Genomic DNA, 21,453 nt, shown 5'->3' with positions numbered 1-21,453 from the left:
AACGAGTCAGCCGGGGGTGCCGGTCCACCGCCCCCGGCGTCCAGTTAACAGCCCGATAACTGAACACATCTCTCGGCGTCCGGTCCCTTGACACCCCCGCCGCAACCGGGGACTCTTCAACACATCACCGGTGGGAGCGCTCCCACGGTACCTGACACTTACACATCCCGCACGTTCCCCGCCCGAGCCGCAGCGACTGAAGCATGTCAACTAACGGGCCCAACAATGCCGTTGGCCGGGGGGTCGGCACGTCAGGGCAACAGGAGGACGCAATGCGAGCAGCACGCACTCGATCCGCCCGCAAGGCGCTGGCCCTCGCGGCCGTCGCGTCGCTGGGCGCCGGGCTGCTGGCCGGCTGTGCCGACGACGGCGGAGACGACGGCTCCGGCTCGTCGTCCGGCGACGGCAAGGGCAAGACCACGATCACGCTGGGCCTCTTCGGCACCATGGGCTTCAAGGAAGCCGGCCTCTACGCCGAGTACGAGAAGCTCAACCCCAAGATCAAGATCGCCGAGAACGTCGTCGAGCGCAACGAGAACTACTACCCGGCGCTGCTGAACCACCTGACGACCAACAGCGGCCTGCAGGACGTCCAGGCCGTCGAGGTCGGCAACATCGCCGAGATCGTCAGCACCCAGGCCGCCAAGCTGGAGGACCTCTCCAAGGCCCCCGGCGTGAACAAGGCCGACTGGCTGGACTGGAAGTGGCAGCAGGCCACCACCAAGGAGGGCCAGACGATCGGCCTGGGCACCGACATCGGCCCGATGGCGATCTGCTACCGCAAGGACCTGTTCGAGAAGGCCGGTCTGCCCAGCGACCGCGCGGAGGTCGCCAAGCTGTGGGCGGGCGACTGGAGCAAGTTCGTCGACGTCGGCGAGCGCTACCAGAAGAACGGCCCCAAGGGCACCACCTTCCTGGACTCCCCCGGCGGCCTGATCAACGCCATCCTCAGCAGTGAGGAGGAGAAGTTCTACGACGCCTCCGGCAAGGTCGTCTACAAGACCAACCCGGCCGTCAAGAACGCCTTCGACCTGACCGCCGAGGCCGCGGAGAAGGGCCTGGTCGGCTCGCAGACGCAGTTCCAGCCGGCCTGGGACCAGACGATCGCGAACAACAAGTTCGCCGCGATGGCCTGCCCGCCGTGGATGCTCGGCTACATCAAGGGCAAGTCGCAGCCCGACGCCAAGGGCAAGTGGGACGTGGCCGTGGCGCCCAAGTCCGGCAACTGGGGCGGCTCCTTCCTGACCGTGCCGAAGAACGGCAAGAACGTCGAAGAGGCCAAGAAGCTGGTGGCGTGGCTGACCGCGCCGGAGCAGCAGGCCAAGCTGTTCAAGGTGCAGGGCAGCTTCCCGAGCGCCCAGGCCGCCTACGACAGCCCCGAGGTGACGGGCGCGAAGAACGACATGACCGGGGACGCCCCGATCGGTGAGATCTTCGCCGAGGCCGCGAAGCAGATCCCGGTCCAGGTGATCGGCCCGAAGGACCAGATCATCCAGCAGGGTCTGACCGACAACGGCGTCATCCTCGTCACGAAGGGCAAGTCCGCGAAGGAGGCCTGGGAGACGGCGACGAAGACCATCGACAACAACCTGGACCAGTGACCCGCATGGCCACCCGTCACGACACCGCCGCGCCCCCCGTCAAGGGGGGCGCGGCCCCGGGCCGCCCGCCCGCCGACGCCGCCTCCGAGCAGGAGGTGAAGCGCCGGGCCAAGCTGTCCCGCCGCTGGCAGCGCGACGTGCGCTGGAGCCCGTACGCCTTCGTCTCGCCGTTCTTCCTGCTCTTCGTGGCCTTCGGCCTGTTCCCGCTGGTCTACACGGGCTGGGCCTCGCTGCACCAGGTGGAGCTGACCGCGCCCACCGACATGAACTGGGTGGGGCTGCGCAACTACACCCGCATCTTCGACGACGAGTTCTTCTGGAACGCGGCGAAGAACACCCTGACCATCGGCATCATCTCCACCGTCCCGCAGCTGCTGATGGCGATGGGCATCGCCCACATCCTCAACTACAAGCTGCGCGCCTCGACCTTCTACCGGGTCGCGATGCTCGCGCCGTACGCCACCTCGATCGCCGCCGCCTCGCTGGTGTTCGTGCTGCTCTTCGGCCGCGACTACGGCATGATCAACTGGGCGCTGGACTTCGTCGGCGTCGACCCGGTCGACTGGCAGGGCGACAAGTGGCCCTCCCAGATCGCCGTCTCGTCGATCATCGTCTGGCGGTGGACCGGCTACAACGCGCTGATCTACCTGGCCGCGATGCAGGCGATCCCGCAGGACCTGTACGAGTCGGCGGCGCTGGACGGCGCCAGCCGCTGGCAGCAGTTCCTGCACGTGACCCTGCCGTCGCTGCGTCCGACGATCCTGTTCACGGCCGTGGTGTCGACGATCGGCGCGAGCCAGGTCTTCGGCGAGCCGCTGCTGTTCGACGCCAACAAGGGCGCCTCCGGCGGCGCGGAGCACCAGTTCCAGACGCTCGGCCTGTACCTGTACGAGCAGGGCTGGGTGAACCAGCACCTGGGCCGTGCCTCGGCGATCGCCTGGACGATGTTCCTGATCCTGATCGTCATCGGCATCGTCAACTACGTCATCTCGCGCCGGCTGCGCGCCAGTAGTTAAGGAGTTGTGGCCGTGACGACGACTGTGACGCCCCCCGAGACCGCACCCGCCCGGCAGGTCAAGCGCTCGCGCCTGCCGAAGTCGGCGCGGGCCGGCGGGACCCTGCACGGCGGCCCGATCGCGTACGCGATCCTGATCCTGTTCACGATCGTGTCGCTGTTCCCGCTGGTGTGGACGGCGATCGCCGCCTCCCGCGACAACCAGCGCCTGGCGCAGACCCCGCCGCCGTTCTGGTTCGGCTCCAACCTGTTCAAGAACCTGGAGATCGCCTGGACGGACGCCAACCTGGGCGAGGCGTTCCTCAACACCACCATCGTGGCGGGCATCTCGGCGGCGACCATCGTCGTGCTGTCGACGATCGCCGGGTTCGCCTTCGCCAAGCTGCGCTTCAAGGGCCGCAACGCGCTGATGCTGGTCGTCATCGGCACGATGATGGTGCCGCCGCAGCTCAGCGTGATCCCGCTGTACATGATGGTCGCCAAGCTGGACTGGACCGACCAGCTCCAGGCGGTGATCTTCCCGTCGCTGGTGAGCGCGTTCGGCGTGTTCTTCATGCGGCAGTACCTGATCCAGGCGCTGCCGGACGAGATCATCGAGGCCGCCCGGGTGGACGGCGCGAGCAGCTGGCGGGTGGTGTGGCACGTGGTGTTCCCCGCCGCCCGGCCCGCGATGGCGGTGCTCGGCATGCTGATGTTCGTGCAGACCTGGAACGACTTCCTGTGGCCGTTCCTGGTGCTCACCCAGACCGGCAACCCGACCGTGCAGGTCGCGGTGGCGGGCCTGGGCCGCGGCTACACCCCCGACCAGTCACTGATCATGGCGGGCGCCCTGCTGGGCACGCTGCCGCTGCTGCTGGTCTTCGCGATCTTCGGCAAGCAGATCGTGGGCGGCATCATGCAGGGCGCGGTCAAGGGCTGACGCCCGTACACGTTCCCCGGGGGCCGGGTCACCGCCGCCTCGGCCCCCGTCTCCCCGTTCTCCTCTCCTCTCCTCCCCCTCCCCCTACCCGCCGGTCTCCTCGACCTCCGATGGGAGCGCTTCCATGCCTGACTCCGCACACCCGGTGACCCCGGTGACGTTTCCTCCCGCCTTCCTCTGGGGCGCCGCGACCTCCGCGTACCAGATCGAGGGGGCGGTGCGGGAGGACGGCCGAACGCCGTCGATCTGGGACACCTTCAGCCATACCCCCGGCAAGACGGCCGGCGGCGACACCGGCGACATCGCCGTCGACCACTACCACCGCTACCGCGACGACGTGGCGATGATGGCGGCCCTGGGCCTGGGCGCCTACCGCTTCTCCGTCTCGTGGTCGCGGGTGCAGCCCACCGGCCGCGGTCCCGCCGTCCAGCGCGGCCTGGACTTCTACCGCCGCCTGGTGGACGAGCTGCTCGCGCACGGCATCCGGCCCGCCGTCACCCTGTACCACTGGGACCTGCCGCAGGAGCTGGAGGACGCGGGCGGCTGGCCGGAGCGCGACACGGCGTACCGGTTCGCGGAGTACGCGCAGCTGGTCGGCGAGGCGCTCGGCGACCGCGTGGAGCAGTGGATCACGCTCAATGAGCCGTGGTGCAGCGCCTTCCTGGGGTACGCCTCCGGGGTGCACGCCCCGGGCCGCACCGACCCGGCGGCCTCGCTGCGCGCCGCCCACCACCTGAACCTCGCGCACGGTCTGGGCACCTCGGCGCTGCGCTCGGCGATGCCGGCCCGCAACTCGGTCGCGGTGAGCCTGAACTCCTCCGTGGTGCGGCCGCTGTCGCAGGACCCGGCCGACCTGGCGGCGGTCCGCCGGATCGACGACCTGGCCAACGGCGTCTTCCACGGCCCGATGCTGCACGGCGCCTACCCGGAGTCGCTGTTCGAGGCGACCGCCTCGCTCACCGACTGGTCCTACGTCCAGGACGGCGACCTGGAACTGATCCGCCAGCCGCTGGACGCGCTCGGCCTGAACTACTACACGCCCACCCTGGTGTCGGCGGCCGACCCGGCGGCGAAGGGGCCGCGGGCGGACGGGCACGGGTCCAGCGACCACTCGCCGTGGCCGGCCGCGGACGACGTGATGTTCCACCAGACGCCGGGCGACCGCACCGAGATGGGCTGGACCATCGACCCGACCGGCCTGCACGAGCTGCTCATGCGCTACACGCGCGAGGCGCCGGGCCTGCCGCTGTACATCACGGAGAACGGCGCGGCCTACGACGACAAGATCGACTCGGACGGCCGCGTGCACGACCCGGAGCGCATCGCGTACCTGCACGGCCACCTGTCCGCGGTCCGCCGCGCCATCACCGACGGCGCGGACGTCCGCGGGTACTTCCTGTGGTCCCTGATGGACAACTTCGAGTGGGCGTACGGCTACGGCAAGCGCTTCGGCGCGGTGTACGTCGACTACGCCACGCTGGAGCGGATCCCGAAGTCCAGCGCGCACTGGTACGCCCGGGCGGCGCGGACGGGCACGCTGCCGGGCGTGGACGAGCCGGCGGAGCCGGTCGAGACGGTGGAGTAGACCGGCGGCCACCCTCCGGGGGAACGGGGAAGGGGCGCGGCACCCGACGGGGGGTGCCGCGCCCCTGCGCGTTGCGGCGGGGGAGCTCACCGGTAGGCGGCGAACGCCTTGGTGAAGGCGAACGGGGACTGCAGGACGGAGCTGCACGTGGCGTCCGCCGCGGGCTTCTCGCCGCCGGGGCACTGCTTGTCGCGGGTGGCGGACCACATGGAGAGCCAGCCGAGGCCCTTGGCCTTGGCGAAGTTCACCAGCTGGGTGGCGTCGTCGACCTTGAAGACCTCGGTGGTGACGTCGTTGACGCCGATCATGGGCGTGACGGCGACCGTCTTCCAGGCGGCGCTGTCGCTCAGGCCGAGGACGCCCTTGACCTGGGCCTGGGTGGCGGTGGCGGCCTGCTCGGCGTAGGTGCCCATGTCACCGCTGTACGCGGGTCCGTAGTCCATCGCCATGATGTTGACGGTGGTGATCCGCACGCCGTTCCTCTCGGCGTCGGCCAGCAGGTCGACGCCGTCCTGGGTGAGGCCCTCCGGCATGACCGGCAGGGTGAAGGAGACGTCGAGGCCGGGGTGGCGCCGCTGGAGTTCGGCGACGGCCTGGGCGCGGCGGGTGTTGGCCGCCTTGTTCGGCAGCGCGCCGCCCTCCACGTCGAAGTCGACCTTGGTCAGCTTGTACGTGTCCACGACCTTGCCGTAGGCCGCGGCCAGCGCGTCCGCCGACGCGCAGGTGGTGCCGAGCTCGGAGCCGGCCGCCCCGCCGAAGGAGACGCGGACGTCACCGCCCCGGGCGCGCAGGGCGCCGATCTGGGCGGCGACCGCGTCGCTCGCCAGGTCGGTCACGCCGCCCCACTTGGGCGTGCAGCCGCCGCCGTCCGTGACGAAGGCCAGGTTGTAGTCCTTCACCCCGGTGGCCTCGGCGCTCGCGACCAGGTCGAACGCCGGGTAGAGGGAGGTGTCGACGTACGGGGCGAAGCCGGCGGTGGCGGGGGTGCCGGTGCCGGTGCTCTCGGTGGGCTTCGCGGTGGCGGTCGGGGTGGGGGCGGGGCTCTGGGCGGGGGGCGCCGTGGGGGTGGGGGACCCGGTGGGGCGTCCGGAGGGCTCGGGCGTCGCGCCGCCGTCCGCGGAGCACGCGGCGCCGTCGATGCGGCACCCGGACGGGTCGCCGGTGCCGTCGACGACGAAGCCGACGGTGACCGACTCGCCGGCGGCCAGCCCGTCCGTGTCCCACTTCGGCGGCGTGACGGTGACGCGCTGCCCGCTGACACCGGCCTCGCCGTTCCACAGGGAGCCGAGCTTCGCCCCGGACGGCAGCTCGAACACCAGCGTCCAGTCGCGCTTGGCCTGCCCGCTGTCGTTGGTGACGACGTACTGGGCGGTGTACCCCGTCGACCAGGAGCTGGTCCTCGTGTACGCCGCGCCGGTCCCGGCCGCCTGGGCGGTTCCGGTGACCAGGAGCGCGCCGCCGCCCGCCACGGCCGCGGCGACGACCGCGCCGATCGCCTTGTTCCTGCCGCTGACCCTGCGCCGGTGCGTACTCATCGTGCCTGCCTTCGCCGTTCGGGGGTCCCGGTGCCCTGCGGGGCCCCGGGGGTGGGTGCGGCAGCACGCTAGCGACGCCGAACCGGGCAAAGCGCCTGATCCGGGCGGGCGCCGGGGATCTTAGGGTGCGCTTAAGGAAGGGATCGGGACCGATTAATGGTGGCGGTCCGTCCGGGGCGCCGGCGGCGCCGGACGGCTCCCCGGTGTCCGCGGCGCACCGGCTCCCTGCCGTCGAGCTGGAGCCAGATCCGCACCTCGGTCCCGCCGAGCACCGACGAGCCGATCCGCACGTCCCCGCCGGTGGACTCCGCGAGCCGGCGCACGATGTCCAGGCCCAGTCCGGTCGACCCGTCGCTGCCCGAGCCCCGGCCGCGCGCCATCGCCGCCTCCGGGTCGGGTATGCCCGGGCCCGCGTCGGACACCAGCACGATCACCGCGTCCTCGGCGTTGTGCACGTCGACCGCGAAGGCGGTGCCCTCGGGCGTGTGCCGGAAGACGTTGCCGAGCAGGGCGTCGAGCGCGGCGGCCAGGTCGGCGCGGGCCACGGGGATCCGCACCGGGCGGTCGGCCCCGGCCACCCGCCACTTACGGCCCTCGTCCTCCGCGAGCGCCGACCAGAACGCCATCCGCTCGCGCACCACCTCGGCCGCGTCGCACCCGGCGCCGGGTCCGGCCGCGGCGGTCTGCGGCTTGGCCTCCCGGGCGGTGCGGATGATGGTGTCGACCTCGCGCTCCAGCTGCTCGACGGCGACCCGGGTCTGCTCGGCGGCCGGTCCGTCCCCGAGCGAGGCCGCGTTGAGCCGGAGCACGGTCAGCGGCGTCCGCAGCCGGTGCGAGAGGTCCGCCGCCAGTTCCCGCTCGTTGGCCAGGAGCTGGACGACCTGGTCGGCCATGGAGTTGAACGCGACCGCCGCCAGGCGCAGTTCGGTCGGTCCCTCCTCGGGCACCCGGGCGCCCAGCTTGCCCTCCCCCAGCTCGTGCGCGCCCTCGACCAGGCGCTGCGCGGGCCGGACCATCCGGACGCCGAGGCGGTCGGCGACCGCGACGGAGCCGACGACGAGCGCGGCCCCGACGGCGGCGAGCACCGCCCAGGCCGTGCCGACGCCGTTGGTGACCTCGGCCTCGGGCACGTACACCTCGACGACGGCGATGCCGGAGCTCAGCGCCACCGGCTGCAGCAGCGTGGAGCCGCCGGACACCGTGGTGGTGGAGGCCCGCCCCAGCTTGCGCACGGCCGTGATGTCCGCGTCGGCGGCGCGCTGCCGCCCGAGGTCGAAGGCCGGCCCGGCGTCGCCCGCCGGTATGTGGACGGCCAGGTCGGCGTCAAAACCGGCGGAGGCCACGACCCGTTCGAGCTGCTCGCGGTCGGTGGTGATGGACAGGGCGGGGGCGAGGGCCGCGGCCTGGCGCTCGGCGTTGGAGAAGGCGCGGTCGCGGGCCATCTCCCGGACGACGAGTCCGAGCGGCACCGCGAAGGCGACCACGACCATGGTGGTGACCGCCAGCGACACCTTCACCAGGGCCCACCTCATCGCGGCGGCTCCGCCGCGGGGAACTGCCCGGCGGGCGGCTCCAGTTTGACCCCGACGCCCCGGAGGGTGTGCAGGTAGCGGGGGTTGGCGGCCGTCTCCCCCAGCTTCCGCCGCAGCCAGGACAGATGGACGTCGATGGTCTGGTCGTCGCCGTAGGACTGCTGCCACACCTCGGCGAGCAGCTCCCTGCGGGGCACGACGACGCCGGGCCGGCGGGCCAGGAAGGCGAGCAGGTCGAACTCGCGCCGGGTGAGGTCGAGTCGGACACCGTCCAGTTCGGCCTGGCGGCGCAGCGGGTCGACGGTCAGGCCGCCGACCCGCAGGACGCTGGAGGGCTGGGCGTCGGCGGGGCCGGAGCGGGCACGCCGCAGCACGGCCGCCATCCGGGCCGAGAGGTGTTCGACCGAGAAGGGCTTGGTCAGGTAGTCGTCCGCGCCCGCGTTGAGCAGCCGGACAATCTCGGACTCGTCGTCCCGGGCCGTGGCGACGATCACCGGGACGTCCGTGATGCCGCGCAGCATCTTCAGGGCCTCGGACCCGTCCAGGTCGGGCAGTCCGAGATCCAGGATCACCACGTCGAAGCGGAGCTGGGCGACCTCGCGCAGCGCCTCCAGGGCCGTCCCGACGCTGCGCACGGTGTGCGAGGCGTCGGTCAGGTGCCGGATGAGCGCGGAGCGCACGAACTGGTCGTCCTCGACCACGAGCACACTTGCCATGCGCCGCACCGTACGCCATCCGCCGTACGCCGGTGCGAGCCTGTGGACAACTCCCGTGGCGCGACACCGCTGTGGCGCGTGAGGCAGTATGGCCGCGATGCGCAGAGGACTCGTACACGTACTGGCCTGGCTGCTCGCCACGGGCGCGGCGGTCACGCTGTCGTGGTGGGGTGTCCACACGGTGATGGCGGGCACGGCCTACGACCCGCCGCGCGCCCTGCCCATCACGGCCGCCGACGCGGCCGCCGGCACGGCCGCGCGGGAGTCGCAACCGCCGGCGTCGTCGACCCGGCGGCCCGCTCCGGCGCCCAGCCCGTCGCGCACGCCGGCGCCGGCGTCGACGCCGTCCCGGGAGCCGAGTCCGCCGCCCCCCACGAGGACACCGGCCCGGACCCCGAGCCCCTCCCCCACTCCGTCCGGCCGGATCAAGAGCTACGACACCGCCGGCGGGCGGGCGGTCTTCGACCTGGGCCCGGCCGCCGCGTCCCTGGTGTCGGCGACCCCCGCGGCGGGCTGGTCGATGCAGATGTGGAAGACGCCGACGTGGATCCGCGTGGAGTTCGCCTCGGGCGCGGACCGGGTGTCGGTGTTCTGCACCTGGCACGACGGGCCGCCGCGGGTGGAGATCGGCACCTACTGAGCGCGCCGCCGGAGCGGAGCGCCGGTCACGTGAAGACGGACGGGGGCGGCGCCGGGGACGCCACCGCCGCGCTGTCCGCGACCGGCGCGGCCCCTCCGGTGAAGTCGGTGAGCGCCCTGCCGTGCTCGACCCGGCCGGGATGCGGGTCGGAGGCGGCCCGCCGGGTCAGTTCGGCGACCGGCAGCGGCTCGTCGCAGGCGACCAGGACGGCGTTGCCGAAGCGCCTGCCGCGCAGCACCGCCGGGTCGGCGACCAGCGCGAGGTGCGCGAACCGGGCGGCGGCGGTGGCGATCTGGCCGCGCAGGTGGGCCAGCGGCGGCCCGTCGGCGACGTTGGCGGCGTAGACGCCGCCGGGCCGCAGCGCCCTGCGGACCTCGTCGAGGAACTCGGTGGAGGTCAGGTGGGCCGGGGTGCGGGCTCCGCCGAACACGTCGGCGACGACGAGGTCGGCCCACCCGTCGGGCACCTTGGCGAGCCCCGCGCGGGCGTCCGTCGAGCGCACCCGGATCCGCGCGTTCGCCTCCAGCGGCAGTTCCCGGCGGACCAACCGGACGAGGGCCGCGTCACGCTCGACGACCTGCTGGGTGGAGCGGGGGCGGGTGGCGGCGACGTACCGGGCGAGCGTGAAGGCGCCACCGCCGAGGTGCACGGCGTGCAGGGGCCGGCCCGGCGGGGCGGCGAGGTCGATGACGTGCCCGAGGCGCCGCTGGTACTCGAACGACAGGTACGCCGGGTCGTCGAGGTCGACGTGCGACTGGGGCGCCCCGTCGATCAGCAGGGTCCAGGCCCGTGCCCGGTCCCGGTCGGGGACCAGCTCGGCGAGACCGCCGTCGACGCGCTCGGCGACGGCTGCGGCGGCGGCCGGCCGGCGCCGGGCGTTCCTGGACTTCCCCATGGCGGCATTGTCGCAAGCCGCTCCGGCCCGCGGCCGACGGGCCTCACCGGACCGCACCGCGGGCTGCGGGCCGTGCGCGTACCGCTCAGGTGCAGCTGTCCGCCGCCTCGATCGTCCGCGCCGCCTCGCCCAGCGCCGCGCGCAGCACCGCGGGGTCCGTCGCCGGTTCCGCCTCCCCGGGCGGCAGCAGCCAGTCCGCGCCGTCCACCGGCGGGCCGGGGACCGGGCTCACGCCCCGCCCCTCCGTCCGGGTGCAGGTGCTGCCCGGCACGTCCCAGCCCGCGGCGGTGCCCGGCGGGACCAGGAAGACCAGGGTGCCGCCGCCGTCGTCGTGCAGCACCGGCCCCACCGCGTCCCCCGCGCCGCGCCGCAGGATGTCGACCGCCTCCAGCCCCTGGCGCGCCGGAACGGTGACGACGTCGCACCCGCCGGGAGCGGGCGGGCGCGTGTCACCCGGCGCGATCGGCGGCGTACGAGGATCGTTGCCCTGGCTGGTCTCCATGCCGGCCTCCACGACGAGAACCCCGGTGCGGACGAGCGGGTCGGGAGTCGGGGGCCTCCCGGTCCACGGGGTTCAACGGCCGCGGCCGTCAACGGCTACGGCGGACGTCAGCCGCAAAGGATGGCACTTCATGGCGGATCACGCATGAGACATCCGGTTTGTAGCCAAACCCCGCGTGGCGACTCCGTCACAGCCGGTACGTTCTTGCCCGCCGGACCCAGGACGGCGATCCGGGCGGAACGGCCCGCCGTCGATCCGTCACTGGTCCGGCATGGTTCGACGGTTCGCACGAGAGGACCCGGCCATGGCGTCGTCAACGGTGACCTCGTCCCCATCCGACCGGCCACCGCGGCCGAACCTCGTCTTCCGGCACCTGCGCGGACAGCGCTCGCCGGCCGAGTTCGCGGCGGCGGTGCGGCGGGCCGCCCGCGAGATCGGCGAGCGGGTCAGCTGCGACGCGCGGTACATCGGCCGGGTCGAGGCGGGCGAGATCCGCTGCCCCAACTACGCGTACGAACGGGTGTTCCTGCACATGTTCCCCGGCCGCACGCTCACCGACCTGGGGTTCGCGTCCCGCTCGTCCGTACGCGGACGCCGGGCGCGCGCCGCCGAGGACGCGCCCGGCCCGCGCCCCCCGGACCCGGCGAACGCCACGAGTGAGACCAGCGGGGCGTACGGGCCGTATGACACGCAGGACCCGTACGACCCGCACGACAACCACGAGGAGAGCGACGTGCTGCGTCGCGCATTCATGACCGGCGGGGGCGCCACGGTGGCCGCCGCCTCCCTGGGCCCCCTGGGGCTCGCCTTCGACGCCGCGGCGGCGGACACGCCCGTGCGCCGCGCCGGGGCGAGCGACGCGGGCGCCCTCGAAGAGGCCGTCCGGCGCATCCGGCTGCTCGACGACCGCCACGGCGCGGACGGCCTCTACCGGCGCGCGGCCGCCCCGCTGCGCGCCGCCTACGCGCTGCTCGACGCCGGCACGACCCGGCAGAGCACCGCGGACCGGCTGTACTCGGGCGCCGGCGAACTGGCCGTCTCGGTGGGCTGGCTGGCGCACGACTCGGGGCGGTTCGACGACGCCCGCTCCCACTACGCGGAGGCGCTGGCGACCGCCCGCCTGAACGGGGACGCGGCGCTGGAGGCGCACGCCTTCTGCAACACGGCGTTCCTCGCGCGCGACGCGGGCCGGCCCCGGGAGGCGGTCCGGGCGGCGCAGGCCGCGCAGCGCGCCGCGCGCCCGCTGGGGTCGCCGCGCCTGATGTCGCTGCTCGCGCTGCGCGAGGCGGGCGGCTGGGCGGGGCTCGCCGACCGGGCCGGCTGCGAGCAGTCCCTGGCCCGCGCCCACGCCCTGTTCGAGCGGGGCCCCTCGCAGGCCGACCCGGAGTGGATGACCTTCTACGGCGAGGCCGAACTGGAGGGGCTGGAGGCGCAGTGCTGGTCGACGCTGGGCGACTGGCCCCGGGCGGCCCGGCACGCGCGGCGGGCCGCGGAGCTCCAGGACCCGCACTTCACGCGGAACATCGCGCTGTACACCGCCGAACTCGCCGACGACCTGGCCCGCGGCGGCCGGCCGGACGAGGCGGCGACGGCGGGCATGCGGGTGCTGGACCTCCTGGGGGAGGTGCAGTCGTCCCGGATCCACACCATGCTGGCCGGGACGGCCCGGGTCCTGCTGCCGCACCGCCGGGCCTCCGGGGTGTCGGCGTTCCTGGAGCGGCACGCCTCGCTGCCGCGCACGGCGTGAGCGGGCCGTGCGGTCGCCGGCCGGGTCACCGGCCCGGCCCCGGCGCCCGGGGCCGCCGCCGGGCGGCTATCCCGCCAGGTGCCCCAGGTCGTTCCAGCTCTCGACGGCCGGTTCCCCGTACGCCCACCCCAGGACCGACAGCGACGTGGGGTTGAGGCGTATGCGGGCCGCGAAGCCGATCGGCAGGCCGAGCCACCGTGCCCCGATCGACCGGAGTATGTGCCCGTGGGCGAAGACCAGCACGTCCCGGTCCTCGGACCGCGCCCAGGACACCACCTCGTCCGCGCGGGCGGTCACCTCCGCCAGGGTCTCGCCCTCGGGGACGCCGTCGCGCCAGATCAGCCAGCCGGGCCGGACGGCCTGGATCTCGGCCGGGGTCATGCCCTCGTACGCCCCGTAGTCCCACTCCATGAGCGCGTCCCAGGTCCGCGCGCGGTCCCCGAAGCCGGCGAGCTCGCACGTCTCCCGCGCGCGTGCCAGCGGGCTGGTGCGCACCTCCACGCCGGGCAGGGCGTCGTACGGCGCCCGGTGCAGTCGCTCGCCGAGCAGCTTGGCGCCCCGCCGGCCCTCCTCCAGCAACGGCACGTCGGTCCTGCCGGTGTGCTTGCCGGACAGCGACCACTCGGTCTGTCCGTGCCGGGCCAGCAGGATGCGCGGTGCCATGGGAGACCTTTCCGGAACGGGAACGCGGGCTGAACTCCTCTCCATCATCGCGCACCCCCCGTGCGGGCAACCCGGCGGGCGATCTCAGCGTCTATCAGGGCCGGAGGCGCGCACAGGGGGCGCGCGCACGCCTTAAAGTGGCACGACCGACCGGCCGGGCGCCGTGCGAGACCAAGGGGGAGGGCGATCGGATGCCGCACACCGAGACACCGGGCACCGAGGCGACCCCGGCGACCCGGCTGCGCTGGTGGACGGAACTTCCGCTGATACTGCTGGTGTACGCCTGCTACTCGGCGGGCCGGCTGCTCGCGCGGGGCGACGTCGCCGGAGCCGTCGACCACGGCCTGGCGATCCTGCGCGTGGAGAAGGCGCTGTACCTGAACGCCGAGCACCCGCTCAACCGCCTCTTCACGCGCGAGCCCTGGATCGGCATACCCGCCGACTTCTGGTACGCCTCCCTGCACTACCTGGTCACCCCGGCCCTCCTGGTGTGGCTGTTCCGCTCGCGCACCGTGCACTACCGCGCCGCCCGGACCTGGCTGATGACCTCCACCTTCATCGGCCTGATCGGCTTCACGCTGCTGCCGACCTGCCCGCCCCGCCTGCTCGACGCGCGTCACGGCTTCGTGGACACGATGGCCTACTACAGCTCGTACGGCTGGTGGGGCGGCGAGGCGAGCGCCCCGCGCGGACTGGGCGGCATGACGAACCAGTACGCGGCCATGCCCAGCCTGCACGTGGGCTGGGCGCTGTGGTGCGGGGTGATCCTGTGGCGCCACGGCGGCGGCACCCGGACGGCGAGGACCGCGGCCGTCCTCTACCCGCTGGTGACGACGGTCGTGGTGATGGGCACCGCGAACCACTACTTCCTCGACGCGGTCGCGGGCGCGGCCGTCATGGGCGCGGGGCTGCTGCTCGCGCCGTTCGTGACGCGGGGCGCGGACCGGGTACGGGCCCAACTGCTGCCGCGTGTCGCACCCGTCACGGCGGACTCCCCCGGCGCAGATTCCCCCATTGTCAGTGCCGGATGCCAGACTTCCGCGGGTGAGCGAATCCCACGGCAGCGCGAATCACGGTTCCCAGCGGGAACCGAGCCGAGTTCCTCCCCCTCGGACGCGGGAGAAGGCGCTCCGGCACCTGCTCGCTGAGCTGCGCGGTCCCGACGTACCGGCCAAGGCGCTGGACGCGCGTGCCCTGGCCGCCCTCGCCGCCAACCCGGGCTGCCGGCGGCGCGCGATCCTGGACGGCGCCGGGGTGGACAAGACGGCGCTGGCGAGCGCGCTGGGCGCGCCCTCCGGGTTCGGGCAGTCGCAGTTCGCGTTCATGCGGGGCAACGCGTTCGAGGCGAAGGTCAAGGCGGACGGCGGCGCGGAGTTGCTGCGGCTGGCGCACGAGCGGCTGGACCGGGGCGCCGAGCCGCCCGCCGGCGCGCACGTGCCCGACCTGACGGCGGCCGGTCCCGAGGGGCGGACGGCGCGGACGGCGCTGGCGCTGCGGGAGGCCGCGGCGGCGCCGGGCACCTGGACGCTGCTCGACCACCCGATGCTGGCCCTGCACGTCGCGGGCTCGCCCGCCTTCCTGGAGCCGGACGCGGTGGTCGTGCACCCCGACGGCAGCTGGACGGTCGTCGAGATCAAGTCCTTCCCGCTGCTGGACGGCGCCGCGGACCCGGCGAAGGTCGGTGCGGCGGCCCGGCAGGCGGCGGTGTACGTGCTGGCGCTGGAGGAGGTCGCGGCCCGTCTGGACCCGGCCCCGCGCGTGCGGCACCGGATCCTGCTCGTCTGCCCCAAGGACTTCTCGAACCTGCCCGCCGCGTCCGCCGTGGACGTCCGCAAGCAGCGCGCGGTGACCGCCCGTCAACTGGCCCGGCTCACCCGGATCGAGGACATCGCCGAGGCGCTCCCCGAGGGCACCTGCTTCGCGCCGGACCTGCCCTCCGAGGCGCTGACGGCCGCCGTGGAGTCGGTCCCGGCGACGTACGCGCCCGAGTGCCTGTCCGCGTGCGAACTGGCCTTCCACTGCCGGGCCCGCTCCCGCGAGGCGGGCGCGGTGACCGCGCTGGGCCGGCCGGTCCGTGCCGAACTGGGCGCGCTGGCCACGGTGGAGGACGTGCTGGCGGCGGCGCGCGGCGAGGCCGGCGATCCGGCGGACCCGGCGGTGGCGGCCCTGCGCCGGGCGGCGGCGCTGCGCGCGGAGGCCCTGGAGGGGGCGGCATGTCGCTGATCGCCACCCTCGCCCGCCTGGAGGCGGTCCGCACCGGCCGCGCCCAGCCCGCCGCGACCGTCCGCCACCGGCACCTGTCCGAACGGCCCCTGGTGTTCGTGCCGCTCACCACCGCCGGTGAGGCCGGTGCCCCGCTCGGCGCCCTGGTGGGCACGGACCGCGACGCGCCGCACCTGCTGGTCGTCCCGCAGCCCCGCGACCGCGACCTGCGCTTCGCGTTCCTGGCGGAGCTGTCCGACATCGTGCTGCCGTACGTCGACGGGTACGCCGACGCCGTCGAGGCCGCCGAGCGCACCGAGACCGACCCGGAGACCGGCAAGCGGGTCAAGGTCGAGGTCGACCTGTGCGCGGACGCCCCGCAGCTGATCGTGCCGAGCCGCGCGGGCATCGACTACGTCCGGCTGCTGGGGCGTTCCATGCGGTTCCGGCGGACGGCGGAGCAGGACCCCGAGGCCCCGCACCCGGCGCCGCCGCGCGTGCCGCTGCTCGGGCGGTGGCTGACGCACTTCGGGGAGCGGGCCCGGGTGCCCGGCTCGTCGCTGCTGCTGGCCGTGACGGACCTGCTGGCCCGGCACTGGGCGACCGGCCAGTCCACGCTGGAGGACCAGCACCTGGGCGCGCTGCTCGCCTGGATCGACCCGCCCGAGGGCCTGTCGGGCGCCGAGGCCGCGGTGCGGGCCGAGCTCGCGCGGGACGCGGACGGGCAGTTGCTGTGCCCGCCCGCCGGTCCGGCGACCGACCCGGCCTTCGACAACAGGCTGCTCGCCCCGGCCGTCGAGCGCTACGACCGGGCCCGCACCGCGCTCGCCGCCGCCGAGGACGGCCTGGAGGCCGACGACCGGCTGGGCGCGCTGACCGCCGCCGAGCGGGAGATCCGCGCGCTGGTGGCGAGCCGTACGCGGCCCACCTGGGACGCGGTGTGGCGGGGCCTGGACCTGCTGCGCGGGCTGCCCGAGGGCGCGCACGTCGAGGACCGGTGGACGCGCGACCGCTGGTCGTTCACGGGCCACCGCGACCGGGTCCTGGCGGGCGAGCCCCCGCAGCCGCGCCGCGACGACGCGGTCACCGCCGCGAACAAGCTGGCCACGCGCGAGCGCGAGCAGGCCCGCCTGGAGGCGCACGAGGCGCTCGACGACCCGCTGGCGATGGCGGCCCGGCGGCTGTCGGGGGAGGCGTTCGCGGGCGAGGTGACCGACGTCGCCATGGCGTACAGCGAGGGCAGGCGGCCCGGCCCCCGTCCGCTGGTCACGGTCCGCACCGACGACCGGCCGCACCTCGGGGAGCGGGTGAAGGTGTACCGGTCGCTGGGCGGCAAGCCGCAGTCGGCGGAGTTCGTGGGGTACGAGGAGGACGGCGCCCTGGTGGTGCTGCGGATCCTCGACAAGATGGGCCGGGGCAAGGAGCCGGAGGCCGGGTCGGTGCCGGAGAAGGGCGACCCGGTGTGCTTCACGCTGTTCGAGCACGAGCCGCGCGGCGGGGCGAAGCTGCCCGACCCGGAGGAGACGCCCTGGACGCACGGCGGGCCGCCCGGCGAGGCGACGCCGGAGGCCGCCGACCCGGTGACCGAGGAGGACGTGCTGTGACGACCGCCCGCGCGCCCGAGGCGCGCGCCGCCTTCGACCCCGGTGCCGCCGCCGCGCGCGCCACCGACGCGATCCTGCGCGACACGCTGCACGGCGCCGCGCGCGGGGTCGTCGTCGACTCCCCGCCCGGCGCCGGCAAGTCCACGCTGGTCGTGCGGGCCGCGCTGGAGCTCGCCGACGCGGGGCGCCCGCTGATGGTCGTGGCGCAGACCAACGCCCAGGTCGACGACCTCGTCCTGCGGCTCGCCGAGAAGAACCCCGAGCTGCCGGTCGGCCGTCTGCACAGCAGCGACGCCGACCCGTACGACAAGGCGCTCGACGGCCTGGAGCACGTCCGGAAGTCGGCGAAGGCCGCCGACCTGGCCGGCCTGCCGGTGGTGGTGTCCACGGCGGCCAAGTGGGCGCACGTCAAGGCCGACGAGCCGTGGCGGCACGCGATCGTCGACGAGGCGTACCAGATGCGCTCGGACGCGCTGCTGGCCGTGGCGGGGCTGTTCGAGCGGGCGCTGTTCGTGGGCGACCCGGGGCAGCTGGACCCGTTCGCGATCGTGGGCAGCGAGCAGTGGGCGGGCCTGTCCTACGACCCGTCCGCCTCCGCCGTCACCACCCTGCTCGCGCACAACCCGGACCTGCCGCAGCACCGCCTGCCGGTGTCCTGGCGGCTGCCCGCCTCGGCGGCCCCCCTGGTGTCGGACGCGTTCTACCCCTACACGCCCTTCCGCAGCGGCACCGGCCACGGCGACCGCCGCCTCGCCCTCGCCGTCCCCTCGGACGGCTCCGGGCCCGACCGGGTGATCGACGAGGCGGCCGAGTCCGGCTGGGGCCTGCTGGAGCTGCCCGCCCGGCACACCCCGCGCACCGACCCCGAGGCGGTGCGGGCGGTCGCGACGGTCGTGCGGCGGCTGCTGGACCGGGGCGGCGCGGCGGTCTCGGAGCGCTCGCCGGACCCCGTGCCCCTGACCGCCGGCCGGATCGCCGTCGGCACGGCCCACCGCGACCAGGCGGCGGCGGTGCGGGCCGCCCTGGCCGAGCTCGGCGTGCCGGACGTCACCGTCGACACGGCCAACCGGCTCCAGGGACGGGAGTACGACGTCACGGTGGTGCTGCACCCGCTGTCCGGCCGCCCCGACGCCACGGCCTTCCACCTGGAGACCGGCCGCCTGTGCGTGCTGGCCTCGCGGCACCGGCACGCGTGCATCGTGGTGTGCCGGGCGGGCGTGGGCGACCTGCTGGACGACTACCCGTCCACGGAGCCGGTCCAGCTCGGCACGCTCGTGAAGTTCCCGGACGGCTGGGAGGCGAACCACGCCGTGCTGGCGCACCTGGCGGAGCACCGGGTGGCGTGGCGGCCGTGACCGCCGCCGGGGGACCGTGCCGGGTGGTGGGGGCGGCGTGACCCGCGCCCGGGCGGGCCGGTGCGACGGGAGTGCTCCCGCACGCCTCGGGCCCTCTTGCGCGGCCGCGCGACAATGGACGGTGGCCCACCGCACCGGCGGGTCCACGGCGACGAGCCGGACGTACGAGGAGGAGAAGACATGGCGGAGCAGACGCCGCGTCGGAACGAACCGCGGCTGCGCCCCGCGCCCCTGCTCTTCGAGCCCGCCGAGGCGGCCTCCGATCCGGAGCACTTCTTCGACCTCGAGTCGATCGACGACCCCCGGGCGCTGCTGGAGCGGGCGACGGAGCTGACGCAGGCGTTCCGCGCCGCGGCGGACCGTGCCGTGGAGTTCCAGGCGATGGCGGCCGCGCAGCTCGCGGACCCCCGGCGGTTCGACCGGCTGACGACCGCGGACATCGCGGAGCGGGCCGAGTGGACCGAGGACTACGCGAAGAGGATGGTCGAGTTCGGCCAGGACCTGCTGCGCGGCGGCGAGGGGTCCGGGCACGCCGACCCGGTCTGACCGCCTGGCATATGCCGGGCGGGCAAGATACCCGCTCCCCCGCCCCCCTGTCCCGGTTTCCCGCAACTCTGCGCAAGGGTCCGCTCACCGCCGGTAGACCTGACGGCATGAGCGGCATCTGGAAGGTCTCCGACGTCACCACGGACGGCGCCGACTGGCTCGCCTCGGCAGGAACGTATCCGCGCAGCACGCTCGCGTACTGGGAGGAGCGGCCGGACGCGCCGGTCGTCCTGCCCTGCGGTGCCGTCTTCGACGTGGTCAGCACCCCCGCGACGTTCGGGCGGCGGATGCTGGACCGGCTCTGGGAGGACGGGCCGGGCTCCGGCCCGGTGGCCGAGTTCCGCGGGCGGACGCTGCTGTTCGCCGCGCCCGGCACCGCCCAGCGGCTGCCCTCGCTGCTGGCCTGGGAGGAGTGGGGCGCGCACGGCCGCGACGACACCCGTACGGCGGCGATCCCGCCGCTGCTGTGCCACGGCACCGGCGACGCGGTGACCGTCCCGGCCCCCTGCGGAACGGCGGCCTCCGCCCGGTCCGGCGCACGCTGGCTGGTCGCCCCGGACACCCGTCACCCCTGGCTGCCCGGCCCGGAGGTCCTGCTGTGGGCGGCCGTGCGGGCGGCCCGGGCGGCCGTGCGGATATCGATTTTTCCTCCCGCCGATCAGGGTGCTAATGTCTACGACGTCAGCAGGCGCCGCTAGCTCAGTTGGTTAGAGCAGCTGACTCTTAATCAGCGGGTCCGGGGTTCGAGTCCCTGGCGGCGCACGGTGACGATGGCGAGGAAATTCGCGGAAAACGCGAATCTCCTCGCCATCTCTGTTTGTGCGCGGTCGGCGCCGCGCGGTGCGGGGCTTCGCCGCTCGCTCCCCCTCCGGGGCCGACGGGACAGCCGCCGGATCACGGGCGCCGGGTCCGCCGGACGGGAGGCCCGGGGCGGCCACCGGAGCCCGGACCGCCCGGCAGGGCGCCCCCGCGCCGGCCGCCACGGCCGCACGTCCCCGGGCCGGGCACCGGAGCCGCACCGGCCGGGTTCACACCGTGGTGATCTTCACCGTCCAGCCGCCGGCCGCCGTCCGGTCCTCCACCTCCACCCGTACGCCCTCCCCCGGCACCGTGAAGCTCTCGCCCACGGCGACCGGGGCGTCGGCCAGCGGCGGGTAGACCGAGTCCTCCCAGCAGGCCTCCGTCTCCGGGTGGGCGTCGATGACCTCGATCGGTCCGCCGCCGGACTGGGCCCCGCTGCGCACGCGGTACACGAGCACGCCCTGCCGGCAGGCGGCCGCGTCGTTGCCGACGGGGGCGCGCACCTCGAACGCGAGCACGCTGTCGGCGCCCGTGCGGACGACCGCGAGCTTGGTGCCCCGCCCGAGACCGAAGGCCGGCGCCCCGGCGGCACCCGTCACCGGCGCCCCCGGCCCCGCCTCCAGCGGCTCCAGCGTCAGCCGCGCCGGCTCGGCGCCCCGTACGCACGCCACCTGCCGGGAGTCCAGCCAGCCCAGCTTCCACTTGTGCCAGCCGAACAGGTCCGGGGCCAGGCCGAACTGGCTGCCCATCAGGTCCCAGTCGCCGACGTACGTGTCCCAGTCGCCCTTGCCGTCGACGGGCCGCCGGTACAGGTCCGGCAGGTCGAAGACGTGCCCGGTCTCGTGGGCCAGGACCAGCCGGTCGGGCGGATGCCGCTCGAACACGGTGACGATCCGGCGCAGGTCGGTGCCGTCGGCCCGCAGCGGGGTGTCCAGGTTGACGACCTTCGTGGCGTCCGAGTCGACGCCGGGCGCGTCCGGGTCGGCGACGAAGTAGACGACGTCGTAGCGGGCGAAGTCGACCTGCCCGTCCGCCGCGGCGAGCGCGTCGCGCAGGTAGGCGGCCCGGTCCGCGGCCTTCCAGTCGCGCTGTATGGCGTACGCCGTGGAGGGGCGCGGCATCCGGATCCAGTGCCGCAGGGGGTGCGGGCGCAGGGTGAACCTGCCGTAGGAAGCGCGCGCGAAGAAGCGGGTGGTGTCCGGGAAGTGGTCGGCGGCCAGTTCGTGCGGTTCGGTGAGCGGGTGGGAGTCGGGGAAGGACAGGAAGACCAGCACCGCGTCCAGGCTGCGGGCCGGGCGCGGATAGGCGGCGTTCCAGGTGTCCAGGCCCTCGGAGTGGTGGGCGTCGGTGCGGGTCAGGACGCAGGGGGCCGACGTGCGGGACTCGGTGTCCGACGGGCCGGCCGCCAGGGACGTCGCGGCGAGCGCGGACAGGGTGGTGCACACCGCCGCGGTGCCGCGCAGTCGGGGCCGCGCCCTCAGCGGACCTGGGAGCTGACGCGGCACAGGGACCTCCGGATGCGGTTGGCGGAACACCGCATCCAGATTGTGTGTGCTTGTCGTACTGCGTCCTGTTTGTCTGCACCAGTCGGGTGA

Annotated in this window: 19 protein-coding genes and 1 tRNA gene; 13 read left to right on the top strand and 7 right to left on the bottom strand. The window is 74.4% G+C overall.

Features of this window, described 5'->3' with window-relative positions; all coding sequences use genetic code 11:
- Positions 1–272 precede the first annotated feature (272 nt).
- The 4 genes from ACIF8T_RS00655 to ACIF8T_RS00640 all read left to right on the top strand — a co-directional run bounded on the left by ACIF8T_RS00655 (position 273) and on the right by ACIF8T_RS00640 (position 5,120).
- Complete coding sequence (locus tag ACIF8T_RS00655; protein WP_400029674.1) at positions 273–1,601, top strand: extracellular solute-binding protein; 1,329 nt, start codon at positions 273–275, stop codon at positions 1,599–1,601.
- A 5-nt stretch (positions 1,602–1,606) separates the two neighbouring features.
- Complete coding sequence (locus ACIF8T_RS00650) at positions 1,607–2,617, top strand: carbohydrate ABC transporter permease (protein ID WP_400029672.1); 1,011 nt, start codon at positions 1,607–1,609, stop codon at positions 2,615–2,617.
- 12 nt (positions 2,618–2,629) lie between these two features.
- Positions 2,630–3,535 carry a carbohydrate ABC transporter permease gene (locus ACIF8T_RS00645; protein ID WP_400029670.1) on the top strand — a complete coding sequence of 302 codons (906 nt, stop codon included), beginning with the start codon at positions 2,630–2,632 and terminating at the stop codon, positions 3,533–3,535.
- A 124-nt stretch (positions 3,536–3,659) separates the two neighbouring features.
- Positions 3,660–5,120 carry a GH1 family beta-glucosidase gene (locus tag ACIF8T_RS00640; RefSeq protein WP_400029668.1) on the top strand — a complete coding sequence of 487 codons (1,461 nt, stop codon included), beginning with the start codon at positions 3,660–3,662 and terminating at the stop codon, positions 5,118–5,120.
- 86 nt (positions 5,121–5,206) lie between these two features.
- Here the strand turns inward: ACIF8T_RS00640 and ACIF8T_RS00635 are convergent, their stop codons facing one another.
- The 3 genes from ACIF8T_RS00635 to ACIF8T_RS00625 form a co-directional block, all read right to left on the bottom strand.
- Positions 5,207–6,655 (bottom strand): cellulose binding domain-containing protein, encoded by a 1,449-nt coding sequence (locus tag ACIF8T_RS00635; protein ID WP_400029666.1) that lies wholly within the window; start codon positions 6,653–6,655, stop codon positions 5,207–5,209.
- 131 nt (positions 6,656–6,786) lie between these two features.
- A complete protein-coding gene (locus tag ACIF8T_RS00630; RefSeq protein ID WP_400029664.1) occupies positions 6,787–8,187 on the bottom strand; it encodes an ATP-binding protein in 1,401 nt (466 codons plus the stop codon).
- Positions 8,184–8,903: a response regulator transcription factor gene (locus ACIF8T_RS00625; protein WP_400029662.1), complete on the bottom strand. Its 720-nt coding sequence runs from the start codon at positions 8,901–8,903 to the stop codon at positions 8,184–8,186. Before ACIF8T_RS00625 ends, ACIF8T_RS00630 begins: the two co-directional genes overlap by 4 nt.
- A gap of 97 nt (positions 8,904–9,000) precedes the next feature.
- Between ACIF8T_RS00625 and ACIF8T_RS00620 the strand changes: the two genes are divergently transcribed.
- Entirely contained in the window at positions 9,001–9,543 is a 543-nt protein-coding gene (locus tag ACIF8T_RS00620; RefSeq protein ID WP_400029660.1) for a hypothetical protein, read from the top strand.
- 25 nt (positions 9,544–9,568) lie between these two features.
- Here the strand turns inward: ACIF8T_RS00620 and ACIF8T_RS00615 are convergent, their stop codons facing one another.
- Together ACIF8T_RS00615 and ACIF8T_RS00610 are read right to left on the bottom strand one after the other, a co-directional pair.
- Positions 9,569–10,438, bottom strand: a complete 870-nt coding sequence (locus tag ACIF8T_RS00615) for a spermidine synthase (RefSeq protein WP_400029658.1) — start codon at positions 10,436–10,438, stop codon at positions 9,569–9,571.
- An 85-nt stretch (positions 10,439–10,523) separates the two neighbouring features.
- Positions 10,524–10,940 (bottom strand): hypothetical protein, encoded by a 417-nt coding sequence (locus ACIF8T_RS00610; RefSeq protein ID WP_400029656.1) that lies wholly within the window; start codon positions 10,938–10,940, stop codon positions 10,524–10,526.
- Between the two features lie 304 nt (positions 10,941–11,244).
- Between ACIF8T_RS00610 and ACIF8T_RS00605 the strand changes: the two genes are divergently transcribed.
- Positions 11,245–12,687 carry a hypothetical protein gene (locus ACIF8T_RS00605; protein ID WP_400029654.1) on the top strand — a complete coding sequence of 481 codons (1,443 nt, stop codon included), beginning with the start codon at positions 11,245–11,247 and terminating at the stop codon, positions 12,685–12,687.
- Positions 12,688–12,753: 66 nt separating this feature from the next.
- Here the strand turns inward: ACIF8T_RS00605 and ACIF8T_RS00600 are convergent, their stop codons facing one another.
- Positions 12,754–13,350 (bottom strand): histidine phosphatase family protein, encoded by a 597-nt coding sequence (locus ACIF8T_RS00600; RefSeq protein ID WP_400029652.1) that lies wholly within the window; start codon positions 13,348–13,350, stop codon positions 12,754–12,756.
- A 191-nt stretch (positions 13,351–13,541) separates the two neighbouring features.
- On the opposite strand from ACIF8T_RS00600, the gene ACIF8T_RS00595 reads away from it, so the two are divergent.
- From ACIF8T_RS00595 to ACIF8T_RS00565, 7 genes are all read left to right on the top strand, one after another.
- Complete coding sequence (locus ACIF8T_RS00595) at positions 13,542–14,498, top strand: phosphatase PAP2 family protein (RefSeq protein ID WP_400029650.1); 957 nt, start codon at positions 13,542–13,544, stop codon at positions 14,496–14,498.
- Entirely contained in the window at positions 14,395–15,573 is a 1,179-nt protein-coding gene (locus tag ACIF8T_RS00590) for a hypothetical protein (RefSeq protein ID WP_400029648.1), read from the top strand. The genes ACIF8T_RS00595 and ACIF8T_RS00590 overlap by 104 nt, the downstream gene beginning before the upstream one ends.
- On the top strand, positions 15,564–17,156 hold the full coding sequence (locus tag ACIF8T_RS00585; protein WP_400029646.1) for a hypothetical protein: 1,593 nt from the start codon (positions 15,564–15,566) through the stop codon (positions 17,154–17,156). The genes ACIF8T_RS00590 and ACIF8T_RS00585 overlap by 10 nt, the downstream gene beginning before the upstream one ends.
- Positions 17,153–18,511 carry an AAA domain-containing protein gene (locus tag ACIF8T_RS00580; RefSeq protein ID WP_400029644.1) on the top strand — a complete coding sequence of 453 codons (1,359 nt, stop codon included), beginning with the start codon at positions 17,153–17,155 and terminating at the stop codon, positions 18,509–18,511. The genes ACIF8T_RS00585 and ACIF8T_RS00580 overlap by 4 nt, the downstream gene beginning before the upstream one ends.
- A 180-nt stretch (positions 18,512–18,691) precedes the next feature.
- Positions 18,692–19,057 carry a hypothetical protein gene (locus ACIF8T_RS00575; protein WP_400029642.1) on the top strand — a complete coding sequence of 122 codons (366 nt, stop codon included), beginning with the start codon at positions 18,692–18,694 and terminating at the stop codon, positions 19,055–19,057.
- A gap of 47 nt (positions 19,058–19,104) precedes the next feature.
- A complete protein-coding gene (locus ACIF8T_RS00570; protein ID WP_400031430.1) occupies positions 19,105–19,755 on the top strand; it encodes a bifunctional DNA primase/polymerase in 651 nt (216 codons plus the stop codon).
- Positions 19,746–19,819, top strand: a tRNA-Lys gene (locus ACIF8T_RS00565). Before ACIF8T_RS00570 ends, ACIF8T_RS00565 begins: the two co-directional genes overlap by 10 nt.
- 266 nt (positions 19,820–20,085) lie before the next feature.
- Here ACIF8T_RS00565 and ACIF8T_RS00560 read toward each other — a convergent pair.
- Complete coding sequence (locus ACIF8T_RS00560) at positions 20,086–21,363, bottom strand: M6 family metalloprotease domain-containing protein (RefSeq protein ID WP_400029640.1); 1,278 nt, start codon at positions 21,361–21,363, stop codon at positions 20,086–20,088.
- Between the last annotated feature and the right edge of the window lie 90 nt (positions 21,364–21,453).

Source organism: Streptomyces sp. NPDC085946 (assembly GCF_044540485.1).
Classification (GTDB): domain Bacteria; phylum Actinomycetota; class Actinomycetes; order Streptomycetales; family Streptomycetaceae; genus Streptomyces.
This window is presented reverse-complemented; position numbering and strand designations above follow the sequence as displayed.